The organism is Mucilaginibacter sp. PPCGB 2223 (assembly GCF_001705515.1).
In the GTDB taxonomy this organism is placed as follows: domain Bacteria; phylum Bacteroidota; class Bacteroidia; order Sphingobacteriales; family Sphingobacteriaceae; genus Mucilaginibacter.
On the sequence record NZ_MDJS01000002.1, the window covers coordinates 624,734 to 647,434 of the forward strand.

The window sequence follows — 22,701 nt, forward strand, 5'->3', positions numbered from 1 at the left end:
GCGGGCGCTCATACTACACGGGCATTAGCCACTGGCCGGTATCCCTGCCTGCCGGCAGGCAGGCGCTGCCATCCTTAACCCGGATCCGGGAGCGGGGCTGTCATGGCGAACTTATCGAACCATGGCATAAAAGTAATTATCCTAAATCAAAAGGCACCGGGTTTCGCCCGGTGCCTTTTGATTTATTACCCTTAAAAACCTTGGGGAGCGCCTGCTTTAGGCAACTCTTTGCGCGGTATCATATCGGCACGTTCCGAAGTATTGTATACAAACGAGGCAACAATGGTTGCGGCTTGTTTCAGGTCCTCTTCGCTTATTTTATCATAAGTATCCTGGTTGCTGTGATGGGTACGCGAGTTATAATCCATAGGGTCCTGTATAAACTGGAAACCCGGTATGCCCACCGCGTCGAACGGAACATGGTCGGTACTGCCCGTGTTGCGGATGGTTACTGTATTAGCTCCCAGATCCTTAAACGGCTCCAGCCACGATTGGAAGATAGGCCCCGCGGCGGCATTGCCCTGCAGATAAACGCCGCGTATTTTGCCCGTACCATTGTCTAAATTATAATACGCCGAAACCAGTGCATGCTCGGGCTTCAGTACCATATCTTTGGGGTCGGCAAAATGGTTGATCACATAATTGCGCGAGCCGTACTCGCCTTGTTCTTCGCCGCTCCATAAAGCAATCCTGATGGTGCGTTTGGGTTTAACACCGATAGTTTTAAGGATGCGCATCGCCTCGATCATCACCGCTGCACCTGCGGCGTTGTCGGTACCGCCGGTAGCGCCGTGCCACGAGTCGAGGTGGCCGCCCAGCATTACCAGTTGTGCTTTCAGTTTAGAGTCGGTGCCGGGTATTTCGCCAACTACGTCATAACCGTCAAGGTCCTTAGTGAAGAATTCGGTTTTGATATCGGCTTCCATGCTTACCTTAATGTTAGCTTTGGTTAAACGTAAAATGCGCTGATAGTCTTCGGCGCTTACTTCCAGCTCAGGGCAAACAGCCTTAGCCGTATCGCGGTATGATGCACCGTTGGTAGTAAATACCGTACCGTCGGTACCACGTGCCTGGCTCAGCACCAGGGCAGCACCTTCTTCCAGTTCGAATTTGGTTAATGCCGTACGTAAAGCAAGCAAGCCTGCGAGGTTACCGCGCCGGCCTGCGAAATTGCCGCGCCTGCCAGGGGCGCCGGCAGTGGCCTTGGCCATCTGCTCTAACGTGGTATCGGCATAACGTGCTGCATCGGGGCGGGTAAAATTGATTTCGGCCGGTGGACGTGCGTCAACAATTACAATTTTGCCTTTAATTTTGCCTTTATATTTATCTAAATCGGTAACGGTATCGGCTTTAATATACATTACATCGCCTTGTATTAATCCGCCTGTGCCGGGTGTCCAGGCTTTGGGGATAGCGATGATTGCATGATAATAAGGTACAGTTATAGCCGCATAGTTTTTTTGTACTTCCCAGCCTTTGCCGAATTTGCCCCAGTCTTCGCGTTTGGTATTCACCATGCCCCAGCTTTTCAGTTTTTCAACAACCCAGTCCTGGGCGCGCTTTAAACCCGGCGAACCCGATAGCCTTGGGCCCGAAACATCGGTAATATGAAAAGCGATGTCCATTACCTGGGAATGGTTCAGACCTTCTTCGCGAATTTTTTTAACCATTGCCGGATCGGGTGTATCCTGGGCAAATGCCGTGGCAGCCATTGATGCGCTTAACAGCGCCGTAAGGAGTAGTTTTTTCTTCATGATTGTTTGATAAAGTCAGTTAAACAAAACTATCCAAATACGGCTTAAAAAAATAAAGCCGCGACTAACAAATTTGTTACAAATTAATATATTGGGAAAATGGAAATTAGGAAAATTAAATAGGCTGACCTTCAAAACAAAAATAACGCCCCGATGAAAAGATATTTACCCTTTGCCTTATTGTTCTGCTTTACCGGTTTTTATACCAACGCGCAAACCACTGTTAAGCAGGATGCGGCTATCAAACAGATGGTTGACGAAGTATCCTCGCAAAATATCGAAGCCATTGTAAGCAAGCTGGTAAGTTTTAAAACCCGCAATACACTGAGCGATACGACCAGCAAAACCGAAGGCATCGGGGCGGCACGTAACTGGATAAAAAGCGAAATGGAAAAATATGCTGCCGCAAGCAACGGCCGCATGCATGTGGAATTTGATGTTTTTACCCAGCCTGCAGGCGGCCGTTTTGATAAGCCTACCGTGCTCAAAAACGTGCTGGCTATATTAAAAGGTACCGACCCTACCGATACACGCATTTATGTGGTATCGGGCCATTACGATTCGAGGGTGACGGACGTGATGAACGCCAACGCCGTTGAGCCGGGAGCTGTGGATGATGCATCCGGAACGGCGGTATCGATGGAGATATGCCGGGTGATGGCCAAACGCTCGTTCCCGGCTACGATTATTTTTATGGCGGTTCCGGGTGAGGAGCAGGGCCTGAACGGTTCGGCACATATCGCCAAACGCGCCCGCGACGAGAAATGGAACGTCGACGCCATGCTGAACAACGATATCGTGGGCAACACCCATGGGCAGGATAATAACCTGGATGATGATGTGCATGTGCGGGTATTTAGCGAAGGTATACCATCGACAGATATAGCGCCGCGAGGCGATTCGGTCGCTGCCCGCCGCGCTGCATTGGCTATAAACGGTCTGGTTAGCAACGGAGGCGAAAACGATAGCCCATCGCGGCAGCTGGCGCGCTACATTAAGGAAACTGCCGAGCGCTATGTCAGCCAGCTGGATGTAAAACTGATCTATCGCCGCGATCGTTTTTTACGTGGCGGCGATCAAACCTCGTTCCAGCTGAACGGGTTTACCGCCGTCAGGTTTACCGAAATGAACGAAGACTTTACCCACCAACACCAGGACCTGCGTACCGAAAACGGCATTGTTTACGGCGACCTGCCCGAATTTGCCAACTACAAATTTATCCAGAAAGTAGCGCGCATGAACCTTTCAGTTCTGGCAAACCTGGCCAGCGCCCCAGCCGCACCCGAAAACGTGGTGGTTACCACTGCCGAGCTGACCAATAAAACCACGCTGAAATGGAATACACCAACAATAGGAAAAAAACCGGCTGGTTATAACATCTTAATGCGCGAAACCATCAGCCCGTACTGGGAAAAGAAATTTTACGTGACAGGTAACGAAACCACGCTCAATTTTTCGAAGGATAATTACCTTTTTGCCGTGCAGGCTGTCGACGCCGAGGGGCACGAGAGTTTACCTGTTTACCCAAGGCCGGCGCGCGGACGGTAAATTGCTTAACAGGCGTCAGAGCGCCAAAATATCTTCGAGATTATAAAATATCTTAAGCCCGAGTTTGCGTGCTACTTCCACATCGGCATCGGCACCTTTTGATGCGCCTTCGATACGTAAAATGGCATCGCACTTGGTAATGAGGCGGTGCGCTACCGGGTATGATATTTCCTGGTAAGCTTCGTCGCCCGGTTTGGCCGACCCGGCCAGTTTCAATAAAGGTAAAGCCAGCCATTCGCCAATAAGCGGAATATGGCCCGCCCGAAAAAGCGGCAAGGCCATTGCTTCCAGCCGATCGAGATTTTGCTGAATTAATACAGGGTCGTCGTTGGTGCCCGAGCGGTATGGCCCGGCAATTAAAATGGTCATAGGTTTCATAACAATTGATTAATCTGCGCATATTGCAACAGCATGATAGTTTTGGCATCCCGTATTTCGCCGGAGCCTATCATTTGCAGGGCTTTGGCAAACGGAATTTCCAGCACTTCAATATGCTCCTGCTCTTCGGCTAAGCCGCCGCCGTCGCTTACCTGCATATCCTTATCGTATTCCGCAACAAAAAAGTATAATATCTCGGTAACCGAGCCCGGCGACATATAGGCCTCGAATATCTTTTTTACTTCGGATATTTTATAGCCGGTTTCTTCCTGCGTTTCTTTGCGGATGCAGTCTTCGGCATTGTCCTTATCTAACAAACCGGCGCAGCATTCAATAAGGTAACCATCAGCATTACCGTTAATATAAGTCGGCATCCTGAACTGGCGCGTTAGTATTACGGTTTGTTTGGCTTTGTTGTAAAGCAGGATAACGGCCCCGTTCCCCCGGTCGTAAGCTTCGCGGCTTTGGGTATGTACAGAGCCATCGGCATGTGTACTTTGATAGGTTACTTTTTTTAACGTGTACCAGTTATCGGATAATATTTCCGTGTTAAGAATTTTAATGTTGTTCAAAATTATATGATTGATTTTGATTGTTTATGATTATTTTTGAACAAATCTAAAAGATAAATAATGAGTTTTCAAAGCAGGAAGCAAAAAATCATTGAAAAACTGGACAGGGTGGGCGAAATCGACGTTAAGAAAATGGCGCTCGAACTGAAAACATCCGAAATAACGCTCAGGCGCGATTTGAACCAAATGGCTGCCGATGGCCTGCTGTACCGTACCCATGGCGGTGCAATGAAAGTTAACCCGCACGAAATCCCCCACACTTTTATGAACAAGGCTGCTAAAAATGTGGGGGCCAAAGATGAAATATGCAGGGCAGCAGCAAAAGAGATAAATGATGGCGATGTTATTTTTATGGATTGCGGGAGTACCGTGTTCAGGCTTTGCCAGTTTATCCGCAATAAAAAAATAAAGGTGATCACCAACTCTATGCCTGTTGTTTACGAATTGCAAAACAGCGGCATTGGTATTAATATTATCGGTGGCGAGTTTGACGACGAACGCCAGGCAGTACATGGCCGCATAGCCCAGGCGCATATAGCCAGGTATCATACAACAAAGGCCTTTTTAGGTGTCGACGGCATATCCCGCAGAGGATTATTTGCCAACAGCGAACTGGAGGCCGATATTACGCAGGCATTTGCTGCCCAAAGCGTAAAAACATATTTGCTATGCGATGAAAGTAAGATTGGAAAAGAAACCTATTTGCAATTTGCAGATAACAGCATTGTTGATACACTGATAACCAATTCGAGATCGCCCGAGCTGGAGCATATCAAAAAACAAGGCGTTAAACTTATACTGGTTTAGACGGTGGAGCTTACTTAACGCTCTTTTTCTGTACAATGAAAAAGCCCAAGATAAATACCACAGCAGCAACCACAAGGCTTACCCAAACTTCTTTGGTAAACATATCAACGGTTAAGTGAGGCACGCCACTATTATGTGCCGTGTTATTATTGCTTTTCAACGGGCTATTGGCTAAAGCAGGGGCGGCATAAGGGATAAAATAGGCATATTGCCATCCTACGCCAACGGCTATCAAGCCGGCTATGGTACATACAAAACCTATACCCATGGGTTTGATGAAATCGCTCCAAAGCAAGCTCATTAAAAATTGTAACGACAGTATGCCCAGCGATACCAAAAATAACTTGGTGTACACTTGCGCCAGATAGCTTTCAACGTGGTAATCGTAAAATTTAAGTTCGGGTTTTAATACGCCTAACAGGTTACCGCTACCTAATAAAAAGAGGTAAAAAAGCAGCAGGCACAAAAACAGCAGAAACATGGCAAAAACATATTTAGCCGTATAAACCGACCATTTTGATATGGGCAAGGTAAAAAGCGTTTTCCAGGTATCAGCTTTATGCTCCATCGCGTTTACCGAGTACGATGCAAATATGATATACATCGGCAACAGCAAATTACCCATGATAACCGATATTGGCGCCACATAAAACATCCACAGCGCCATACCGGGATACTTTGATAAATTACCCGGATGGGTTAAAAAACCAATGAATATCAGTCCCACAATGATTAACGGCAAAATAACGGCACACCAAAAACCCATGGTTTTGCGGCTCTTATAAAACTCCGAGCGGAGTGATAATATAAATCCTTTCATGGGTTAGGTATTTTGGGTTATATCTAAAAATAAATTTTCCAGGTCTTTTTGCACTTTGCCGATGCTGTATACCATGTAACTGTTCTGGTTAAGCAGGGCATTCATTTTACCAGTGTCTTCTTTACTGGTATAGGGTAAGAGCAAGGTATTCTCTTCAATGCCGTTTATGGTATATCCATTACGCGTCAGCAAATTGGCCGCATCAACACCGTTATCAACTTCAATTTGCACCAGGGGTTTGCTCAGGCCGGCCAACTCATCGATGGTGCCCTGGAAAACCAGGTCGCCATGGTTGATAATACCCACGTGTGTAGCCATACGCTCAATTTCGGCAAGCAGGTGGCTCGATATGAAAACAGTTTTGCCGTGTTCTTTCACCAAACGGATGAGCAACTGGCGTATTTCGATGATACCGTTAGGGTCGAGGCCGTTGGTGGGCTCGTCTAAGATGATCAGTTTGGGGTCAGACAGTAACGCCAAAGCAATGCCCAGGCGTTGTTTCATACCTAACGAGTATTGTTTAGCTTTTTTGTTGGCAGCGCTTTTTAGACGTACCAATTCCAGCATTTCGTCAACACGCTCGGCCGGTACCTGCAACAGCAGGGCACGGTTGCACAGGTTTTCCTTACCGGTAAGGTGCCCGTAAATGGCCGGCTGCTCAATTAATGAGCCTATTTGTGATAGTATTTCGATCCGGTTGGTTTGCAGATCCTTGTCGAAGATCTGTATCGTGCCGTTTTCGGCGTGCAACAGGTTTAGCAGTAGTTTAATGGTAGTGGTTTTGCCGGCGCCGTTGGGGCCTAAAAAACCATAGATGCTTCCTTGCGGAACTTCGAGCGATACAGATTTTACAACCTGCTGATCGCCGAAGTGAAAAGATAACCTGTCGGTACGGATTACCATAATTTTTCTTTGCTAACGGAACATACCGCCTTAAACAAAGTTACACCTTTTACGAATAACGAAGTGCTTTGTTTATACGAACCGTCGATAGCAGCAAAGTTGGTTTTGGCTTTAAACTGATAACTTACACCCATGATCATAGCAAATAACACCGGTACAACTAACAGTACAAATGGGTTTGAGTTAGTAATGAACTTTTTCATGGTCTGATTTGATTGTGATGTTTGATTTTGATGATACAAATGAACAGCTAATTATCTGACTGCTAAAAACATTTAGACCAACACACCGTAATTATAGACCAACAGGCAGCGGCGGCAACTAACCGGTTCGTCGGGTTTGGGTTGGGGTTCATCGTTAAAAACGGGTGGTACATCTAAACACAAATTGTATTATTGCTAATTATATTATTTTAGATGCAGTAAACTATCGATGCGGTTAAATGGCTGAACGATAGAGTTTACGGTAACCGGTAACAATTTTGAAGATGAAAAAAGGCTGGCAAATATTCTGGCACACGCTTTTCTGGACATGCATGATCGCATTTTTCATGTTCATCACTCACGGCAATACCAAAATACCCACCGAAGGGCTTATCGTTATCTTTCTGCTGTTCGGGCTGGTTAATATCAGCTTGTTCTACCTCAACTACCTGGTGCTGATACCGGCGTATTTAAATCACAAAAAGTATCTCAGATACAACCTGATGGTTTTGCTGGTGATACTGATTTATGGTGTACTGAAATATGGCCTGGCCAATATCTTTAAAGGATATGTACTGGTACGCGAGCACGAAACGATTACCTTTTGGTCGTACTATTTAAGTTCGTTCTTTACCAGCCTCATTTTTGTGTTTTTGAGCACGGTACTCAAATTTACACTCGACTGGTTTTTGAACGAACGCATCCAGCGCGACCTGGAGAACCAGCGTTTAAGTGCCGAACTGGCTTTCCTCAAATCGCAGATCAACCCGCACTTTTTATTCAACTCGCTCAATACCATATACTCGCTGGCTTATCAAAAAAGCGAGACTACGCCCGAAGCTATACTGAAACTATCCGAAATTATGCGTTACATGCTCTACGAGTGCAACGATAACAAGGTCGACCTGGGTAAAGAGCTGCAATACCTGCAAAACTATATCGACCTGCAAAAGATACGTTTTGGAAGCAAGGCTTTTGTCGATTTCCAGGTAAGCGGCACGGTCGATCATCAAAAAATAGTTCCGTTGTTATTGATCTCGTTTATCGAAAATGCGTTTAAACATGGCGTAGCCAACGATGTGGCCAACCCTATCAGCATACAGATCTATATCCGCCCCGACTGGCTGGTGTTTAAGATCGAGAACAAAAAACACCAGTTTAACAAAGATGCCGCGGGCGGCATAGGGCTCATTAACGTTAAACGCAGGCTCGATCTGCTGTATCCTGGCAAGTACCAGTTAGACATAGTTGATAACCCCGAGAGCTATGTTTGCGAATTATCCTTAAATTTATAGCCATGATCAAGTGTTTGGTAGTCGACGATGAGCCACTGGCCCTGCATATACTGGAAGATTACATCAGCAAAATACCTTTTTTACAGCTGGTTAAGGCTACCACCAACCCTATCGAGGCATTGCAACTGGTGCAGGATGGCAGCGCCGATCTGGTGTTTCTTGACGTGCAGATGCCCGAACTTACCGGCATCCAATTTTTAAAGATTGCCAATGGCAAGGTTAAAGTGATACTCACAACTGCTTACTCGCAATACGCTTTGGAGGGTTATGAGCTGGATGTGGTCGACTATTTATTAAAACCCATCGCTTTCGACAGGTTTTATAAATCGGTGCAAAAGGCCCAGCAGATCATACAACCGTCGGCCAGTCCGGCGCCCGTTATCAAGGAGGAAGCTGCACCTCAGCAGGACCTCCTGAGCGATTTCATCTTTGTGAAGACCGAGCATAAGATTCAGAAAGTATACCTGAACGATATCTTATTTATTGAAGGTTTAAAGGACTATATCTCTATTTTTACTACGGCAGAGCGTATCATCACCCTCCAGATCATGAAAAAGATGGAAGAAGCGCTTCCCGAAAGGCATTTTATCAGGGTGCATAAATCATATATTGTTGCTATCAATAAGATCGATAGTATCGAACGCAGCCGTATCTGGATAAAAGATAAGATCATCCCCGTTGGCGATACCTACCGCGAAGAATTCTTTAAAATCATTGAGGCAAAGAATATCTGATTTTTGTTATCCTGATCGCCCTTACTTATCAGATAATTCGTCAGGTACGCCCTCATGCTTTCGTTTATGTAAATTCAAACCGCGTTGTTTTACTATTTTAAATAAATAGTTGTAAAAACTCAATGTTTTTGTAACTCTAAATTAAAATACGCGTATAACCATAAGTTAACTTAAACGTTACTTATGCTACACCAGGTTATTTATATCAGTTATTTGAAGAACAATTTTAACGAGCGCGACTTTTTTAGCCAGCTCATGCTGTCGCGTCAAAGCAACGCACAGAATAATATTACCGGCATGCTGTTTTATGCAGGCGGTAAATACATTCAACTAATCGAAGGGCCCAAAAATAGCGTTATCCAGCTAATGGGTAATATTCACCAGGATGAACGCCATTACGATATCGAGATCATTGCCGACATGCCTGTAAGCTACCGTAATTTTGCCAACCGCAGCATGGATTACCGCCTTTTTGCTGATAACGAGCTCGAACAGATGATGGGCTTTGACGATATTAAGCATAACAGCCTCGCAGCACCGCGCATTATCAGGTTGCTTAAATTATTCGGAAATCCGGCCCCGGCGCCAAGTGTGGTTATCCCGATGGAGCAAGCAGCAGAATTGCGCATGCCGGCCTGAGGGATAGGTTTGAAGTTTTGAGTAGCAGTGGCAGTTTTTCTGTCTGAACACCATATGCGATATTAAAACTGCCGCGTTGGGGATAGTAGCGCCTGCCTGCCGGACGGGCAGGGATAGCCCGACCCACGGGGAACGCCCGAGATCAATGAATGAATGATTGAAGGCCCGAATGATTGAATCAAAAGATTACGAGCATATAAATTGGTCTATAGCTTTTCAATATTATAACCTTTCAACCTTACAACGTTTCAACAGCTTTCGGATGTGCTAATCGCATCATAATCAACCGCTTGCTCATATAAACAAAATCTATACCCTATTGATTAATACAATTGAACCTAAAGGCTTAATTGCTTATATTTGTTGCAATAAACAATTAAAATATTTGCAATTATGTTAACCATAGGACAAAAATTCCCTTCATTTACTAAAACTGCTGTTGTAAGCATCGAAAAAGGCAAAGAGTTTGAAACTTTAACATCGGATTACCTGGTAAACGACGACAACGTTTGGACAGTAATGTTTTGGTGGCCAAAGGATTTTACTTTTGTTTGCCCTACCGAGATTGCTGAATTTAACAAGAACTTCGGCGAATTTCGCGACCGCGATGCCCGTTTGATCGGCGCTTCGACCGACAGCGAGTTTGTACATGCTGCCTGGAGAAGGGATCATGCCGACCTGCGCGACCTAAAGTTCCCGATGCTGGCCGATACTTCGAAATCACTGGCTGAAGAGCTGGGTATTTTAGAGCCTACCGAAAAAATTGCTTACCGTGCTACTTTCATCATCGACCCGCAAGGCATCATCCGCTGGGTAAGCGTTAACGACCTGAGCGTGGGCCGTAACGTGAAAGAAGTTTTGCGCGTGCTTGATGGTTTGCAAACCGACGAACTTTGCCCTTGCAACTGGGAAAAAGGCCAGGAAACTTTAACCGTATAATTTCCCCTTAATAAAAGGTATACCAAATCCCCGTGTGTAAATGCGGGGATTTATTGTTTAAGAAAAGTTTTATAAAAACAGGGGTGTCTTGCCGAACTTATCGAAAGATAGTGCGCAGGCCGAACTGGCAACAGACAACCCGCAACAGACAACCAATATAATGAGCGAATCAATAGAGATCATATCCGAAATATTGCAAAGCCTTGGCCTCGACGCCGGTTACCGCACCGATAGTTTAACTTTACTGGAGAAAGGCGAATCGCGCTATCTGCGCGACCTGAAGCTGAACTTCGGCAGTACACTTACTTCGGAACATTTGAGCACTAAAGAATGTGGCTTGCTGGGCCTGACCACAGCCATCAATAACAACAACAAACCGCTGACCGAATTTTTTACCAAATACGCCGTCGAACAGGGCGCTACCGATGCCGATATCGCCGAGGCTGCCGCCTGTGCATCGTTACTGGCATCGAATAACGTGTTTTATCGTTTCCGCCACTTTACGCAAAAGGAAAAATACACCCAGATACCGGCGCGTATCCGCATGCAGATCATGATGAAACCCGTTACCGGCAAAGAGTTTTTTGAACTGATGAGCCTGGCGGTATCCGCCGTTAACGGCTGCGAAATGTGCGTAAACGCGCACGAAAACTCGCTGATACAAATGGGCACTACCGAAGAGCGCATTTTCGACGCCGTGCGTATCTCGTCGTTGGTTACGGCAATGGGGAAAGTGGTGTTTTAGTCCATGGTCCATGGTCGATAGTCCATAAAAAAGACAAAAGCTATGGTCTATGGACTATCAGCTGTGGACTAACTACGCCACTTGGCTGATATACTTTACTAAACTTTTTTTAGCCACCGGCAATAACGTTTGCTCCATCGGGAAGCTGATATCGCTCTCAACATGATAAACAGCCGGGTTGGGCAGGTGCCTGTAGCGGCGGATGAGGTCGCTTTTGATCCATTCGGGCGTATGGGTCAGGCTGCTTTTATACATGTCCACAAAGCGGGTATTAATGCCACGGTATTTATCATCCTTGCCTTCAAACAGGGTGATCTGGTATTCGTACACAAAATGGCCGCTTTCGCTGCCATTGCGCAGCGAAAAATAACCGTGGTAGGGTATCAGCGGTACAACGCCAACGGTTTCGATATTGAGGTGGCGCTCCACAAAGTCATAAATCTCCTTGCCGGTTTTTATGGCCGGGTCCATTTGCCCCATCGCGTAAGCAATAATCTGCTCGATCTCTTTCAGTGAGTTATCGTCTTCCACAATTTTTTGATAGGTAAGCTTTACCGCCGCTATCTCAACCTGGGTTAGCCGTTGCGGAAATGCCTGTTGCAGCGAGTTCTTATTCTCTTTAAAACTTAACAGATTATTGTAATGAAATATCAGATCGGTTAAGTTGGGATAAAGCCGGCTCTTATCAAAATGCCGGTTTATCTCCTGCAGGTAATCGAGCAGGATGTATTTTTTATGTTCAAAATCAATCCGGCCTTCAATAAACCAGTTGATGCCTAACGATTTCATCTATATTGATCTCCTTTCGCGATCTTAATTTACGAAAAAAAAATTCATTTTTGCAAGATGCCTAAAGGGACGCTTTACCTCATACCTGTACCCCTTGCCGACAATGCTGCGGCAAAATCGTTTACACCTTACCTGGTTGAAACGATAAACCAGATTAAAGAGTACATAGTAGAGAACGAAAAAACCGCGCGCAAGTTTTTAAAAGAAGCCGGATTGAAGATCCCGCAAAGCGAACTGGTGATCCATGATTATGGTAAACATAAACGTGAGAGCGGGCCGGGCCAGTTTTTTACAGGATTGGAAAGCGGTAAAGATGTTGGCTTAATGAGCGAGGCGGGCTGCCCCGGCATTGCCGACCCGGGAGCGGATATTGTTGCCGAAGCGCATAAACGTGGCATAAAAGTAGTCCCCCTGGTAGGTCCAAGCTCTATCTTACTGGCGTTGATGGCTTCGGGCTTTAACGGGCAGAGCTTTACTTTTCATGGTTATCTGCCGATAGACAAGGCACAGCGCTCTAAACGCATTAAGGAACTTGAAAGCCATGCAGAGCGTTTTAGCCAAACGCAATTGTTTATTGAAACACCGTTCCGCAATAACCAGATGCTCGAAGAAATATTGCGTACCTGCAACCCTAAAACCAGGCTTTGCATTGCCTGCAATATTACTGCCGAAGATGAACTGATCAAAACCCAAAGTGCGGGCGACTGGAAAAAGCAAATACCCGACCTGCATAAAAAACCAACCATTTTCCTTTTATTCCATTCCTGACAGATGAAACCGGGAGAGCAACATACACCAATTTTGATCGTTGGCGCCGGGCCTACCGGGCTGATGATGGCGGCGCAATTACTGCGTTACGGCATACAACCTGTAATCATCGATAGCAAGCAGGGCATCACGCAGCATTCTAACGCCATCGTGGTACAAGCCCGTTCACTTGAGATCTACCGCCAGTTAGGTATAATCGACAGGGTTTTATCCGACGGGAAACAGGCGCAGGGACTGATCTTCAATCAAAAAGGTAAACCGCTGGCTACTTTACCCGTTGGGCAGATAGGGCAGGGCAAAACGCCATATCCCTACGTTTTTCTTTACCAGCAATATAAAAATGAACGGGTATTGCTCGATTATCTTACCCAAAACTGTTGCCCGGTTTATTGGGATACCAGTTTGAAAAGCATCGGTCAGCAGGCGGATAAAATTGTCGTTACCCTGGCGCAGGGCAATGGCGAAGAATACCAGCTGACAACTGACTGGCTGATCGGGGCCGATGGCGCGCATAGCGCCGTGCGCAAGCAATCGGATATCGCCTTTAACGGCGATACCTACCCGCATTACTTTTACCTTGCCGACGTGGAGTTAGAGGGTGAGCCGACGGACTACATGAACATCCACCTGTCGCCGGATAGCTTTACGGGTTTTTTCCCGCTCCCTGAACCTAACCGTTACCGTATCATCGGCAATATCCCACCCGGTGTAGAGGGCCGGGAGGTTACCCTTGATGATGTGCTGCCGTGGCTTAAGGAAGTTACCGGCAAAGAGCAGCAGGTAAAACAATGCCACTGGTTTACAACATATAAGTTGCACCACCGCATGGCCGAAAAATTCAGGTCGGGCCGGTGTTTTTTGGTTGGCGATGCCGCGCATATCCACTCGCCGGTTGGCGGGCAGGGGATGAATACCGGTTTGCAGGACGCCTATAACCTGGCCTGGAAGCTGGCAGCTGTGGTCAATAAACAAACAAACGAAACTATCCTGGATAGTTATGCTGATGAGCGGATGCCTGTCGCAAAGTCGTTGCTCAAAACGACCGACAAAGCGTTCAATCTTGCCATGTCGGGCAACCTGCTGGTGAGCTTTTTTAAGCGATGGATCATGCCGCGGATATTGGAAACGATGTGGAGCAACGAAACGATTAAGGAAAAGCTGTTCCTCATCATATCGCAAACCGGTATCAGCTATCGCGAAAGCAAACTTAACCTGCACTTAAGCCAGGCAACCAAAGTAAAAGCGGGCGACAGGCTCCCGTACCTCAAAGTACACGATGAAAAGAAGCACGAGGAAACCGACCTGCACGAATGGTGCGCCAAGCCCGGTTTTACGCTGATAACCTTAGGGCACATCCCCGAAACGGAACTGTTTGCCCTTGCACGATGGATAACACAGAACTACGCCCAAACGCTCAACTTTTTTTACCTGCCGCCAAGTAATAAAAACCGCCACGTGTTTGATGCTTTTGAGGTCAAAGCCGATCAGCGTAAAACATTGATCGTACGCCCGGATATGTACATCGGTTTGATGGCCGATGTGGTGGATACGGCGACTATCGATAACTATATGCGGAATGTGGTGGGAGTTTTTAAAAGTTAAAATTCAAACTTATCCTTTTTGATCATCTCCACTTTTTTGTGTTTGTAGGTACGCCTGTTTAAAACGGTTACACCCCATCTGATGCCAGCGGAAGCAAAGTAGTTTCTGACCAATCCCCATTTATCATCACACCATTCCCACATTTTAAGCTTTTCAGGGTATAATTCAACCCTTTCGCATTCAAAGCAGATTTCGATATAGGCAAATGTATTGCCATTCGCATCCACAAATAAAACGGCGTTTCGGGGATTAAAACAGCTGGCCCCTGGGTCGGCTATGTCTAACATACCAGGCGGAAGCGGGGTTCCGCGTATATTAATATTATAAAAGATATCTGTAAGCTTGTTTACCTGGTTTTTGGTCAATGTAACCTGTTCCATAAAAGCAGAATAATCAACATTTTTACCATCAAACGGATATTTTAGTTTACCAATCGTATCAAAACCCGGAAGTTTTAAACCATGTAAAGGTCTATAGTATGGAGGAACTGTATCAGCCGGTTCCATCGGAGGTAGCGGGCCATAAAATGAAACCAATATAACCTTGGCTGCCTTGTTAAATGGATAAAACCTGAGCCTTTGTGCTGCGGTATAAGTATCCCGGTGTACGCAATCGTTGTGGTAATCAAAAGCCTTTTGTTCTGCCTTGGTTGGTGGATGCGTTGGCGGCGGTGGGTATTTCGGTCTCGATCGTTGTGCCAATACCGTGCAGGTTGTAAAAATAACCGGCAGTAAAGCGAGCAGCTTTTTCATCAGGTTAAGATAGATAAATGACCTGGCAACTCAATAACCAATAACTACCCGTGTATCGTCTCACTTTTACCATAGTTTTTCACTACTTCGGCTTCATAAGCTAAAAACTCTTTCCAGCGGGCATCCACATCAATATCGCCGGCGTATTTTTTGGCAAGGCGTAAAAACATGGTGTAATGCCCGGCTTCGCTGATCATCAGCTCGTGGTAAAAGGCAGCCAGTTCGTCGTCGTTGATATTTTCGGATAATACCTTAAAACGTTCGCAACTGCGCGCTTCGATCATGGCCGAAAAAAGCAGGCGCTCGATCAATTGGGTTTGCCGGCTGCCGCCTTTGGTTAAAAACTTAAAGAGTTCGTTCACGTAATCATCCTTGCGCTCCTTACCGAAGGCATAGCCGCGTTTGATAATGATATCGTGTACGCGTTTAAAGTGGTCCATCTCTTCCTGCACCAGCAGGGCCATCTCCTGCACCAGGTCGGGGTACTGCGGGTTCTGTACGATGAGCGTAATGGCATTGCTTGCGGCCTTTTGTTCGCAATACGCATGGTCGGTCAGTATTTCTTCGATATTGCTTTCTACCACGTTTTTCACCCAAAGCGGGTCGGTAGGTAATTGCAGTTTCAGGATGGTTTTTTCGCTCACTGTGCAAAGGTAGGGTTTTATTCGTCGTCTTTAAAAGCCGGGTTGTTTCCTGCTGAGCGGGCATGGTGTTGGATAGTGAGGATCCTTAGTTGAACATCGGACACAATGCGGTATATAATTCTATAGTTTCTAAAAACCAATTCGCGATAAGCAGGATTTCCCTCAAACACCTTACCTTTTTCCGGATGCAGAAGTAATTTATCTATCGCCTCAATAATGTGCTGTTTTTCTAAAACTGCGTATCGGATAGAATCTCTTTTAATGAAGTCGAAAATCTCTTTTAAATCGCGTTTCGCTGATCTTGAAAAGATTATTTTCACCATGTATCCATTTCCTTTTTCAGATCCTCCCAGTCTATACTTTCTCCATTTTTAATTTCAACCTCGGCTTCTTCAATTTTTTGAAGTAAGATAACTTTCTCAACCAGATCGTCCACAGAAAAGTTCTCAGGCATATGATCAACCAATTCCTTTACTTTATCCCTTGTAAGCATAGTAATTTCTTTTTATAAAGATAACGAATTTTTAAACCGCCTAATATATTTTGATATGGTTATCATCTCCCCCCTTTAGGGGGTTGGGGGGGCTACGCTTCCCCTTCCCGCTTCCTCAAAAACCACTCGGCACTTAGCAAGGCCAATATCACCACAAACAACCATTTTTCGTCGATGAGGTCCTTGTATGTTTTGTCATCATAAACCAGTGTTTTGATGTTCTCGTTTTTGCGGATGAGTTCGGCCAGTTTATCTATTTGATTTGGCCGCAGCATTACGCCGCCGTTTTGATGAGCCAGTGTGTACAGCAGGTGATGGTCAGCCGCGCTCTGGCGTGTTTCGGCGTTCAGCGGTTTGATGATGAACTGACCTGTAGCCGTCAGGGTTTTGTCGCCCAGTCGGGCTTTGGCCGAATAAGTGTATTCATCGGTAGGCAATGCGTGTGCATTGAGGGTATAGCTTTGGCCGTTACGCGTAAAAACAAAGTTGTAAGTTTTGCCGGTTTTGCTTTTCAGTTCGATGTTTACATCGGGCGTATTTACCAGTTCGAGCGCATCGTTATACAACTCGGCATTGAACAGGACATCCTCGCCATCGTCGAATACGTTCTTCGCCGGGTAAACCCTGAACCTGGTTTTGTTGTTTTTAGCTGTAAGATATTGTACCGATTGACCCAGCAGTTCATCAAACGCACGGTAATTGCCTTGCGACTGAAACTCGGCCAAACGCCATTTCCATAAACCCTCACCGGTCAATACCGCTTCGCGGCGCCCGTCCTCTTCGCCAAAGGCCAGTAAAGGGTACGAAGTTTCTATCGTACCAATCTTCTGTTTCAGCAAAACCGACTGTGCCGAAGCTACACTGTAATTGCCGAACGGTGCCGATAAAGGCGGTAGCGAGGCCAGTTCACGCCGGGTAGAATCGGTCAGGGTGAACAGGCTGAAATTGGCATCGGGCATGGCAAAGGTTTCCTGCACATCCTGCCTGCCGGCGTTGATGCGTACGATCTTCTGCGCGGCATTCACCTGGAAAATATCCGACTGTGCGCCCACCATATACCAAACCGGTATTTTTTGCTGCTTCAGCTTGCTCAGCAAGGTTGAGGGTATTACCGAGGTACTGTTTGTTGGCAGTTGATATAAAATCGCCACACTGTAAGTTCCCAATTCGGCTTCATTCAGTTTACTTAGTAAAGTGGTTCTTACCTCGTAGTTGCGGTTATCTTCCAGCGATTGCTTGATGGCCGTCACATCCGGATGCGGGCCGTTGTACACCAGCAGTATCTTTTGTTTGGCATCCAAAACCTCGATATAGATGGTCTCGGTATTATTGGCTGTCGATATCTCGTTGGCAACCGGCTGTATGCTGAAAGTAAACTTATGAATGCCCTTCTTATCGGCATGCAGCTTTGCGGTTATTGTTTTACGGAAAGCATTATCTGTTACCTGAACATTCTGGCTAAAAACCGGGCCGCCGTCTTCGGCAATGCTTAGCCGCATGTTCTCACCTTTGCTCTGGTATGCCTCGGTCAAGATCTCCACTTCAAAATCGTTGCCTAAAAAAGCCGTTTTGTTATAGTTTACATTGGCTATCAGCAGGTCGCGTTTGGGTACGGTATCGCCCAGGGCTATGGTGTAAACACTGGCTTTCAGGTTGCCTGCATTGTATTGCGGGCTGCTGCCTTTGTTGTATAAACCATCGGTAGCTAAAACTACGGCGCCTATGTTCTGGTTCGAGAAGCGGTCGTTCAGGCTTTTAAATACGCCCGATATATCGGTTTGCTTACCATCAAATTTGGTGGAGAGGCTATCCCTGAGCCGGTCGCTGAAGTTAAACTCACGCACATCATAACCATCGCCCAAAACTTTTTTCAAATTGCCAAGCTGATCGACAAATTGCCCGGGCTCAAACCCCGCAGGTTTGAATAACCGGATGGATGCCGAATTATCCTGCGTAACCAGGATGAGCGGCTTTTGCGGGTGTGTAGTGACCGATTTGATGAGCGGCGACAGTAGCAGAAAGGCGATCAGTGCGACTACAACAGTGCGGATAGCGCCGAGGATATACCGCCAGTTTTTGGTGAGGCTGGTCGGTTGCCGGTATAAAAGCCAGGCGTACAGGCCACCCAGCACCAGGCAACCAGGTACCCACCATCCCGAAACCGAACCCCATGTTATCGAAAATAAAAACAGCATATCCTGAAATCAAATATGCTGTTTTTAAAACCTATTACAAAGCAGCAGGTTTGTATGTTAAAGAAATTACAAAAGCACTAATCGGTAAAAAGTCTTTTTTGACTTTTTAATTTTTGACTTTTAACTTTTTAAAGCATCCCCCCGTCTACAGGAATAACCTGCCCGGTAATGTACGATGCCATATCCGATGCCAGGAAAACGCAGGCATTGGCGACATCCTCTGGCGTACCACCACGTTTTAACGGGATATTCGCTTCCCAGCCCTCAACTACTTTAGGGTCGAGCACGTCGGTCATTTCGGTTTTGATAAAGCCCGGCGCAACCACGTTGGTGCGGATATTGCGTGAGCCCAGCTCTTTAGCTATCGATTTGCTGAACCCGATGATACCCGCTTTCGAAGCAGCGTAGTTTGATTGGCCCGCATTGCCCTGAACGCCCACAACCGAGCTCATGTTGATGAACACGCCCTGGCGGTTTTTAAGCATGATCTTCGATGCCACTTTAGTAGTGTTGAAGATCGATTTCAGGTTTACTTCGATCACTTCGTCAAAGTCGGCCTCGGTCATGCGGAGCAATAAATTATCTTTAGTGATGCCAGCGTTGTTCACCACGATATGTAAAGTGCCAAAATCGGTAACGATATCATTGATCAGTTTTTCGGCTTCGTCAAACTTCGAGGCATCGCTGCGGTAACCTTTTACCTTAGTGCCAAAGCCTTGTAACTCCTGCTCTAAAGCTATACCTTTTTCAACCGACGATAAATAGGTAAATGCCACATTGGCGCCATGCTCGGCAAACTTTTCGGCAATTTTACGGCCTATACCTTTCGATGCACCTGTAATCAGCGCGGTTTTTCCTTCCAGTAATTTCATTTTTGTTTGTTTGATTTCGCTTTTGTTTGATTCCACCGATGGGTTATGATTTCACCGATGGGGGATAGCATCCACTATTCCAGGCCTCGAAGTTAGAATTTTTTTCATTCGTGTCATAACCAGGGTGGGGAAAGTGGCAGCGGCAGTAGCAGTGGCAGGGAAAGAGTTTGAAAAGTAATAGCTTACAGCTTTACAAGGTGCTACTGCAACTAAAAACCGCTACTCTTAAGCAGGGCGTTCCCCTACGGGTCAGGCTATCCCTGCCTGCCGGCAGGCAGGCGCTGCTATCCTTAACGCAAACACATGGGTATTTATGGGTATTCTCGCCACATTTTTAGCCTGCACCCCGCTGGTGTTCTCACCAACAAGAACCGCGTTGCCAAATTCGCAACCAAAAACCCGGACAGGGGGGTATTTATGGGTATTTTTCTAAAAGGTATCGGTGCCCGGTTGCCAAATTCACAATCCATTTTTTGACCAGGGGCCTTGCGCCGTAACCTTTAAATATACGAAATAATAGGCATTTAAGCAAAAAACAGATGCTTATTCCGCCGGGCAAAACTTCAAACACGATGGGTTGCCCACTTCCAGTTTCTCGCCGGTATAGGTCAGTTTGCCTGTCTCCTTATCAATCCTGAAAACATACACATCATCGCTGTTCTGGTTGGCAACCAGCAAAAAGTTACCGGTAGGATCCAAAGTAAAATTCCGTGGTGTCTTACCCAGTGTTGATGTGCGCTGAACGAATGTCAGTGCCCCGGTGCTTTTATCAATGGCAAACACCTCCAATTCGTTAGCGTCGCCGCGATTGGTGCTGTATAAAAATTTACCATCGGCCGAGATGTGGATGTCGGCAGCCCCAACAGTACCCTTAAAACCATCTGGGACCAGGCTCGCGGTCGATATTTCCTTTAGTTGCCCCTTATGATAATCGTAAACAGCAATCCGTGCGCCCATTTCCTGTATCAGGTATAAAAACTTTCCGTTGGGGTGAAAAGCCAGGTGCCGCGGGCCGCCGCCGGGCGTAACAGCTGCAAAAGCCGGGTTGGCAGGTGTTAAGGGCTTTGCAGCCGAAGGATCATATTTGCAGATGTTGATCTTATCGGTACCCAAATCGGTATACATCAGGTATTTCTCATCGGGCGATAGTATGGCGGTATGCACATGCGGCTCGTTCTGGCGGGTTTTGTCGATACTATGGTCTTGATCCTGTATGTTTTGTGACGGTGCAGCCAGCGAGCCATCGGCATTGATGGGCAGCACGGTAAAACTTCCACCGGCATAGTTAGCCACAAAAGCATTTTTGCGGGCTTTATCCAGTAAGATATAACACGGGCCCGCACCGATGGACGGTTGTTTGTTGATCAGCTTCAGCCCGCCCGATGCCGCATCGAACGCGAACGCGCTTACGCTTCCCTTACGGTCGGTACCCACCTCGTTTACCGAGTACACAAAATGGTTACCCCGCGCGATAGCTATATACGATGGGTTATCTACGCCGGTAACCTTGTTAAGATAAGTGATCTTGCCTGTGCCGGTATCAAAATGGTATACATAAATGCCCTGGCTTTTGCCGGTGGTGTAGGTGCCGACAAGCAGATCGTAAACTTTACTCCCGGTTTGGGCGTGTAAAAATGTGGGTAAAGCAATCAGGGCTATCAGGAAAAACTTCTTCATGGATGCAGATGGTTTTAATAATTGCGCCGCAAGTTAGTAAATCTGCCAGAAGAATAAGAGAGTCCGCAAGTCAGTAAAGTCCGAAAGATGTAAAGTTCGCACACCGCCAATCGTCGATGTTCATGTTAGGAAAAATCTTTCGGACTTCCGGACTTTCCGTCTTCCGGACTTCCCCCAACTATATCAAATGCTTCAACTGAATGATCTCCTGCTCCTCTAAAAAGCGCCAGCGGCCGCGGGGCAGGTCTTTTTTGGTTAAACCGGCATAGATCGAGCGGTCGAGCTTAACTACATTATAGCCCAGGCTCTCGAAAATACGGCGTACGATGCGGTTTTTGCCGCTGTGTATCTGTATGCCTATCTCGCGTTTGCTGCCACCCTGTACATAGCTGATGCTGTCGGGTTTGATCAGGCCGTCTTCCAGTTCAAGGCCGTAAGCAATTTTATTCAGGTCGCCCTGGGTGAGGCTTTTATCCAGTTCAACCTGGTAAAGCTTGGTGATGTTGCTGCGCGGGTGCGATAGTTTATCGGCCAGGTCGCCATCGTTGGTCATCAGTAACAAACCGGTAGTGTTGCGATCAAGGCGGCCAACCGGGTAAATGCGCTCTTTGCTGGCCTTTTCAACCAGGTGCATCACGGTGCGGCGTTCCTGCGGGTCGTCAGTAGTAGTAATATAGTCTTTTGGTTTATTCAATAATACATACACCATCTTTTCGCGTTTCAGGGTCTCGCCGTTGTAGCGTACCTCGTCGCGCATCGGGTCGACCTTAAAGCCCAGCTCCGATACTACTTCGCCGTTTACCGATATTACACCGGCAACGATCAACTCGTCGGCTTTGCGGCGCGAGCAGATGCCCGCGTTCGAGATATAGCGGTTAAGGCGTATTTTGCCTTTGTCCGGATCTTGGGTTGCTGATTTTTTGCGCCCGCGCATGGTGCGCTCAGGCTGTGGCTGGTCGGCGTCGAAAAAAGTTTCGCGTACCGAACGTGGTTTATCCGATGGGCGGCTGGTGCCGGTATTGCTGTCTTTACGTAAACGGAAAGGGCGGCTATCGCCTTCGGTTTTGCCTTTGTAGCCCGAACCTTCCTTTTTAAAGCCGCCTTCGCGGGATGGGCGATCGTTAAAATCTTTGGTGCCGTAGGGTTTGCGTTTAAAATCGCTTTCGCCTTCTTTTTTAAAGCGGCGGTCGCCGCCTGGCTTATCGCCGAAATCTTTGGTGCCGTATGGCTTTTTATAACCGCCTTCGCGTGATGGCTTGTCAGAAAAGTCTTTGCTGCCGTAAGGCCTGCTTTTAAAATCGCCGGCTGGTTTGCCTTTGTAGCCCTCGCCGGTTTTTTTGAACGGTTTTCTTTCACCGGTTGCTTCGCCGTCAAATTTCTTTTTTGGCCGGTCGCTATCCGACTCAAATTTTTTGAAACCTGTTGATGGTGTTTTTGATCGTGAAGCCGAACCTGAACGGGCCGGTCTTTCGCCTCCTTGCGACGGAGTTCTGCGGGATGAGTTGGCGGATCTGTCGTCGCGACTGTTTCCTGATTTTTTGAATGCCATATTTGTCGGGTTAACGCTGTCTC

At 46.7% G+C, this 22,701-nt stretch carries 24 protein-coding genes; 9 read left to right on the forward strand and 15 right to left on the reverse strand.

All coding sequences use genetic code 11. From position 1 onward, the window contains the following. Positions 1-191: 191 nt before the first annotated feature. Positions 192-1,754, reverse strand: coding sequence for a M20/M25/M40 family metallo-hydrolase (locus BEL04_RS13185; RefSeq protein ID WP_066004602.1), 1,563 nt, complete (start codon positions 1,752-1,754; stop codon positions 192-194). Positions 1,755-1,907: 153 nt separating this feature from the next. Between BEL04_RS13185 and BEL04_RS13190 the strand changes: the two genes are divergently transcribed. Beyond that, the gene (locus tag BEL04_RS13190; protein WP_066004604.1) at positions 1,908-3,302 is read left to right on the forward strand and encodes a M20/M25/M40 family metallo-hydrolase; all 1,395 of its coding nucleotides are present in this window, start codon (positions 1,908-1,910) and stop codon (positions 3,300-3,302) included. Positions 3,303-3,317: 15 nt separating this feature from the next. Here the strand turns inward: BEL04_RS13190 and BEL04_RS13195 are convergent, their stop codons facing one another. Next, the gene (locus BEL04_RS13195; protein WP_066005270.1) at positions 3,318-3,671 is read right to left on the reverse strand and encodes a DUF4406 domain-containing protein; all 354 of its coding nucleotides are present in this window, start codon (positions 3,669-3,671) and stop codon (positions 3,318-3,320) included. 5 nt (positions 3,672-3,676) lie between these two features. After that, on the reverse strand, positions 3,677-4,252 hold the full coding sequence (gene nudK, locus BEL04_RS13200; protein WP_254659575.1) for a GDP-mannose pyrophosphatase NudK: 576 nt from the start codon (positions 4,250-4,252) through the stop codon (positions 3,677-3,679). A gap of 60 nt (positions 4,253-4,312) precedes the next feature. On the opposite strand from nudK, the gene BEL04_RS13205 reads away from it, so the two are divergent. Further along, a complete protein-coding gene (locus tag BEL04_RS13205; protein ID WP_066004606.1) occupies positions 4,313-5,059 on the forward strand; it encodes a DeoR/GlpR family DNA-binding transcription regulator in 747 nt (248 codons plus the stop codon). A gap of 10 nt (positions 5,060-5,069) precedes the next feature. Here BEL04_RS13205 and BEL04_RS13210 read toward each other — a convergent pair whose 3' ends face one another. The 3 genes from BEL04_RS13210 to BEL04_RS13220 are packed head-to-tail and all read right to left on the reverse strand — an operon-like array spanning position 5,070 to position 6,985. After that, positions 5,070-5,879 (reverse strand): ABC transporter permease, encoded by an 810-nt coding sequence (locus BEL04_RS13210; protein ID WP_066004611.1) that lies wholly within the window; start codon positions 5,877-5,879, stop codon positions 5,070-5,072. A gap of 3 nt (positions 5,880-5,882) precedes the next feature. Next, a complete protein-coding gene (locus BEL04_RS13215) occupies positions 5,883-6,782 on the reverse strand; it encodes an ABC transporter ATP-binding protein (protein ID WP_066004612.1) in 900 nt (299 codons plus the stop codon). Next, a complete protein-coding gene (locus BEL04_RS13220) occupies positions 6,776-6,985 on the reverse strand; it encodes a hypothetical protein (protein ID WP_139113037.1) in 210 nt (69 codons plus the stop codon). Before BEL04_RS13220 ends, BEL04_RS13215 begins: the two co-directional genes overlap by 7 nt. 284 nt (positions 6,986-7,269) lie before the next feature. Between BEL04_RS13220 and BEL04_RS13225 the strand changes: the two genes are divergently transcribed. From BEL04_RS13225 to BEL04_RS13245, 5 genes are all read left to right on the forward strand, one after another. Continuing rightward, on the forward strand, positions 7,270-8,280 hold the full coding sequence (locus BEL04_RS13225) for a sensor histidine kinase (protein WP_066004616.1): 1,011 nt from the start codon (positions 7,270-7,272) through the stop codon (positions 8,278-8,280). Positions 8,281-8,282: 2 nt separating this feature from the next. Next, a complete protein-coding gene (locus BEL04_RS13230; protein WP_066004617.1) occupies positions 8,283-9,014 on the forward strand; it encodes a LytTR family DNA-binding domain-containing protein in 732 nt (243 codons plus the stop codon). A 183-nt stretch (positions 9,015-9,197) separates the two neighbouring features. After that, complete coding sequence (locus tag BEL04_RS13235) at positions 9,198-9,653, forward strand: BLUF domain-containing protein (RefSeq protein ID WP_066004618.1); 456 nt, start codon at positions 9,198-9,200, stop codon at positions 9,651-9,653. Positions 9,654-10,046: 393 nt separating this feature from the next. Next, on the forward strand, positions 10,047-10,592 hold the full coding sequence (locus BEL04_RS13240; RefSeq protein ID WP_066004623.1) for a peroxiredoxin: 546 nt from the start codon (positions 10,047-10,049) through the stop codon (positions 10,590-10,592). Positions 10,593-10,680: 88 nt separating this feature from the next. Beyond that, positions 10,681-11,337, forward strand: a complete 657-nt coding sequence (locus BEL04_RS13245) for a carboxymuconolactone decarboxylase family protein (RefSeq protein WP_254659576.1) — start codon at positions 10,681-10,683, stop codon at positions 11,335-11,337. 72 nt (positions 11,338-11,409) lie between these two features. On the opposite strand, the gene BEL04_RS13250 is transcribed toward BEL04_RS13245, so the two are convergent. Further along, the gene (locus BEL04_RS13250) at positions 11,410-12,126 is read right to left on the reverse strand and encodes a hypothetical protein (RefSeq protein WP_066004624.1); all 717 of its coding nucleotides are present in this window, start codon (positions 12,124-12,126) and stop codon (positions 11,410-11,412) included. A gap of 57 nt (positions 12,127-12,183) precedes the next feature. Between BEL04_RS13250 and BEL04_RS13255 the strand changes: the two genes are divergently transcribed. Further along, positions 12,184-12,894, forward strand: a complete 711-nt coding sequence (locus BEL04_RS13255) for an SAM-dependent methyltransferase (protein WP_066004625.1) — start codon at positions 12,184-12,186, stop codon at positions 12,892-12,894. A gap of 3 nt (positions 12,895-12,897) precedes the next feature. After that, complete coding sequence (locus tag BEL04_RS13260; RefSeq protein ID WP_066004627.1) at positions 12,898-14,496, forward strand: FAD-dependent monooxygenase; 1,599 nt, start codon at positions 12,898-12,900, stop codon at positions 14,494-14,496. Here the strand turns inward: BEL04_RS13260 and BEL04_RS13265 are convergent. The 8 genes from BEL04_RS13265 to BEL04_RS13295 form a co-directional block, all read right to left on the reverse strand. Then, positions 14,493-15,248, reverse strand: a complete 756-nt coding sequence (locus BEL04_RS13265; protein ID WP_066004628.1) for a hypothetical protein — start codon at positions 15,246-15,248, stop codon at positions 14,493-14,495. The genes BEL04_RS13260 and BEL04_RS13265 overlap by 4 nt on opposite strands. Before the next feature lie 44 nt (positions 15,249-15,292). Further along, positions 15,293-15,892 (reverse strand): tRNA-(ms[2]io[6]A)-hydroxylase, encoded by a 600-nt coding sequence (locus BEL04_RS13270; protein ID WP_217493640.1) that lies wholly within the window; start codon positions 15,890-15,892, stop codon positions 15,293-15,295. A gap of 17 nt (positions 15,893-15,909) precedes the next feature. Beyond that, positions 15,910-16,215, reverse strand: coding sequence for a type II toxin-antitoxin system RelE/ParE family toxin (locus BEL04_RS13275; protein WP_066004629.1), 306 nt, complete (start codon positions 16,213-16,215; stop codon positions 15,910-15,912). Further along, complete coding sequence (locus tag BEL04_RS24030; protein WP_139113039.1) at positions 16,209-16,385, reverse strand: FHIPEP family type III secretion protein; 177 nt, start codon at positions 16,383-16,385, stop codon at positions 16,209-16,211. The genes BEL04_RS13275 and BEL04_RS24030 overlap by 7 nt, the downstream gene beginning before the upstream one ends. 92 nt (positions 16,386-16,477) lie before the next feature. Continuing rightward, complete coding sequence (locus BEL04_RS13280) at positions 16,478-18,580, reverse strand: hypothetical protein (protein WP_066004633.1); 2,103 nt, start codon at positions 18,578-18,580, stop codon at positions 16,478-16,480. Between the two features lie 128 nt (positions 18,581-18,708). Beyond that, positions 18,709-19,452 (reverse strand): 3-oxoacyl-[acyl-carrier-protein] reductase, encoded by a 744-nt coding sequence (fabG, locus tag BEL04_RS13285; RefSeq protein ID WP_066005277.1) that lies wholly within the window; start codon positions 19,450-19,452, stop codon positions 18,709-18,711. A gap of 543 nt (positions 19,453-19,995) precedes the next feature. Next, a complete protein-coding gene (locus BEL04_RS13290) occupies positions 19,996-21,129 on the reverse strand; it encodes a lactonase family protein (protein WP_066004634.1) in 1,134 nt (377 codons plus the stop codon). A gap of 178 nt (positions 21,130-21,307) precedes the next feature. Beyond that, positions 21,308-22,678, reverse strand: coding sequence for a pseudouridine synthase (locus BEL04_RS13295; protein WP_066004637.1), 1,371 nt, complete (start codon positions 22,676-22,678; stop codon positions 21,308-21,310). Positions 22,679-22,701: the final 23 nt, after the last annotated feature.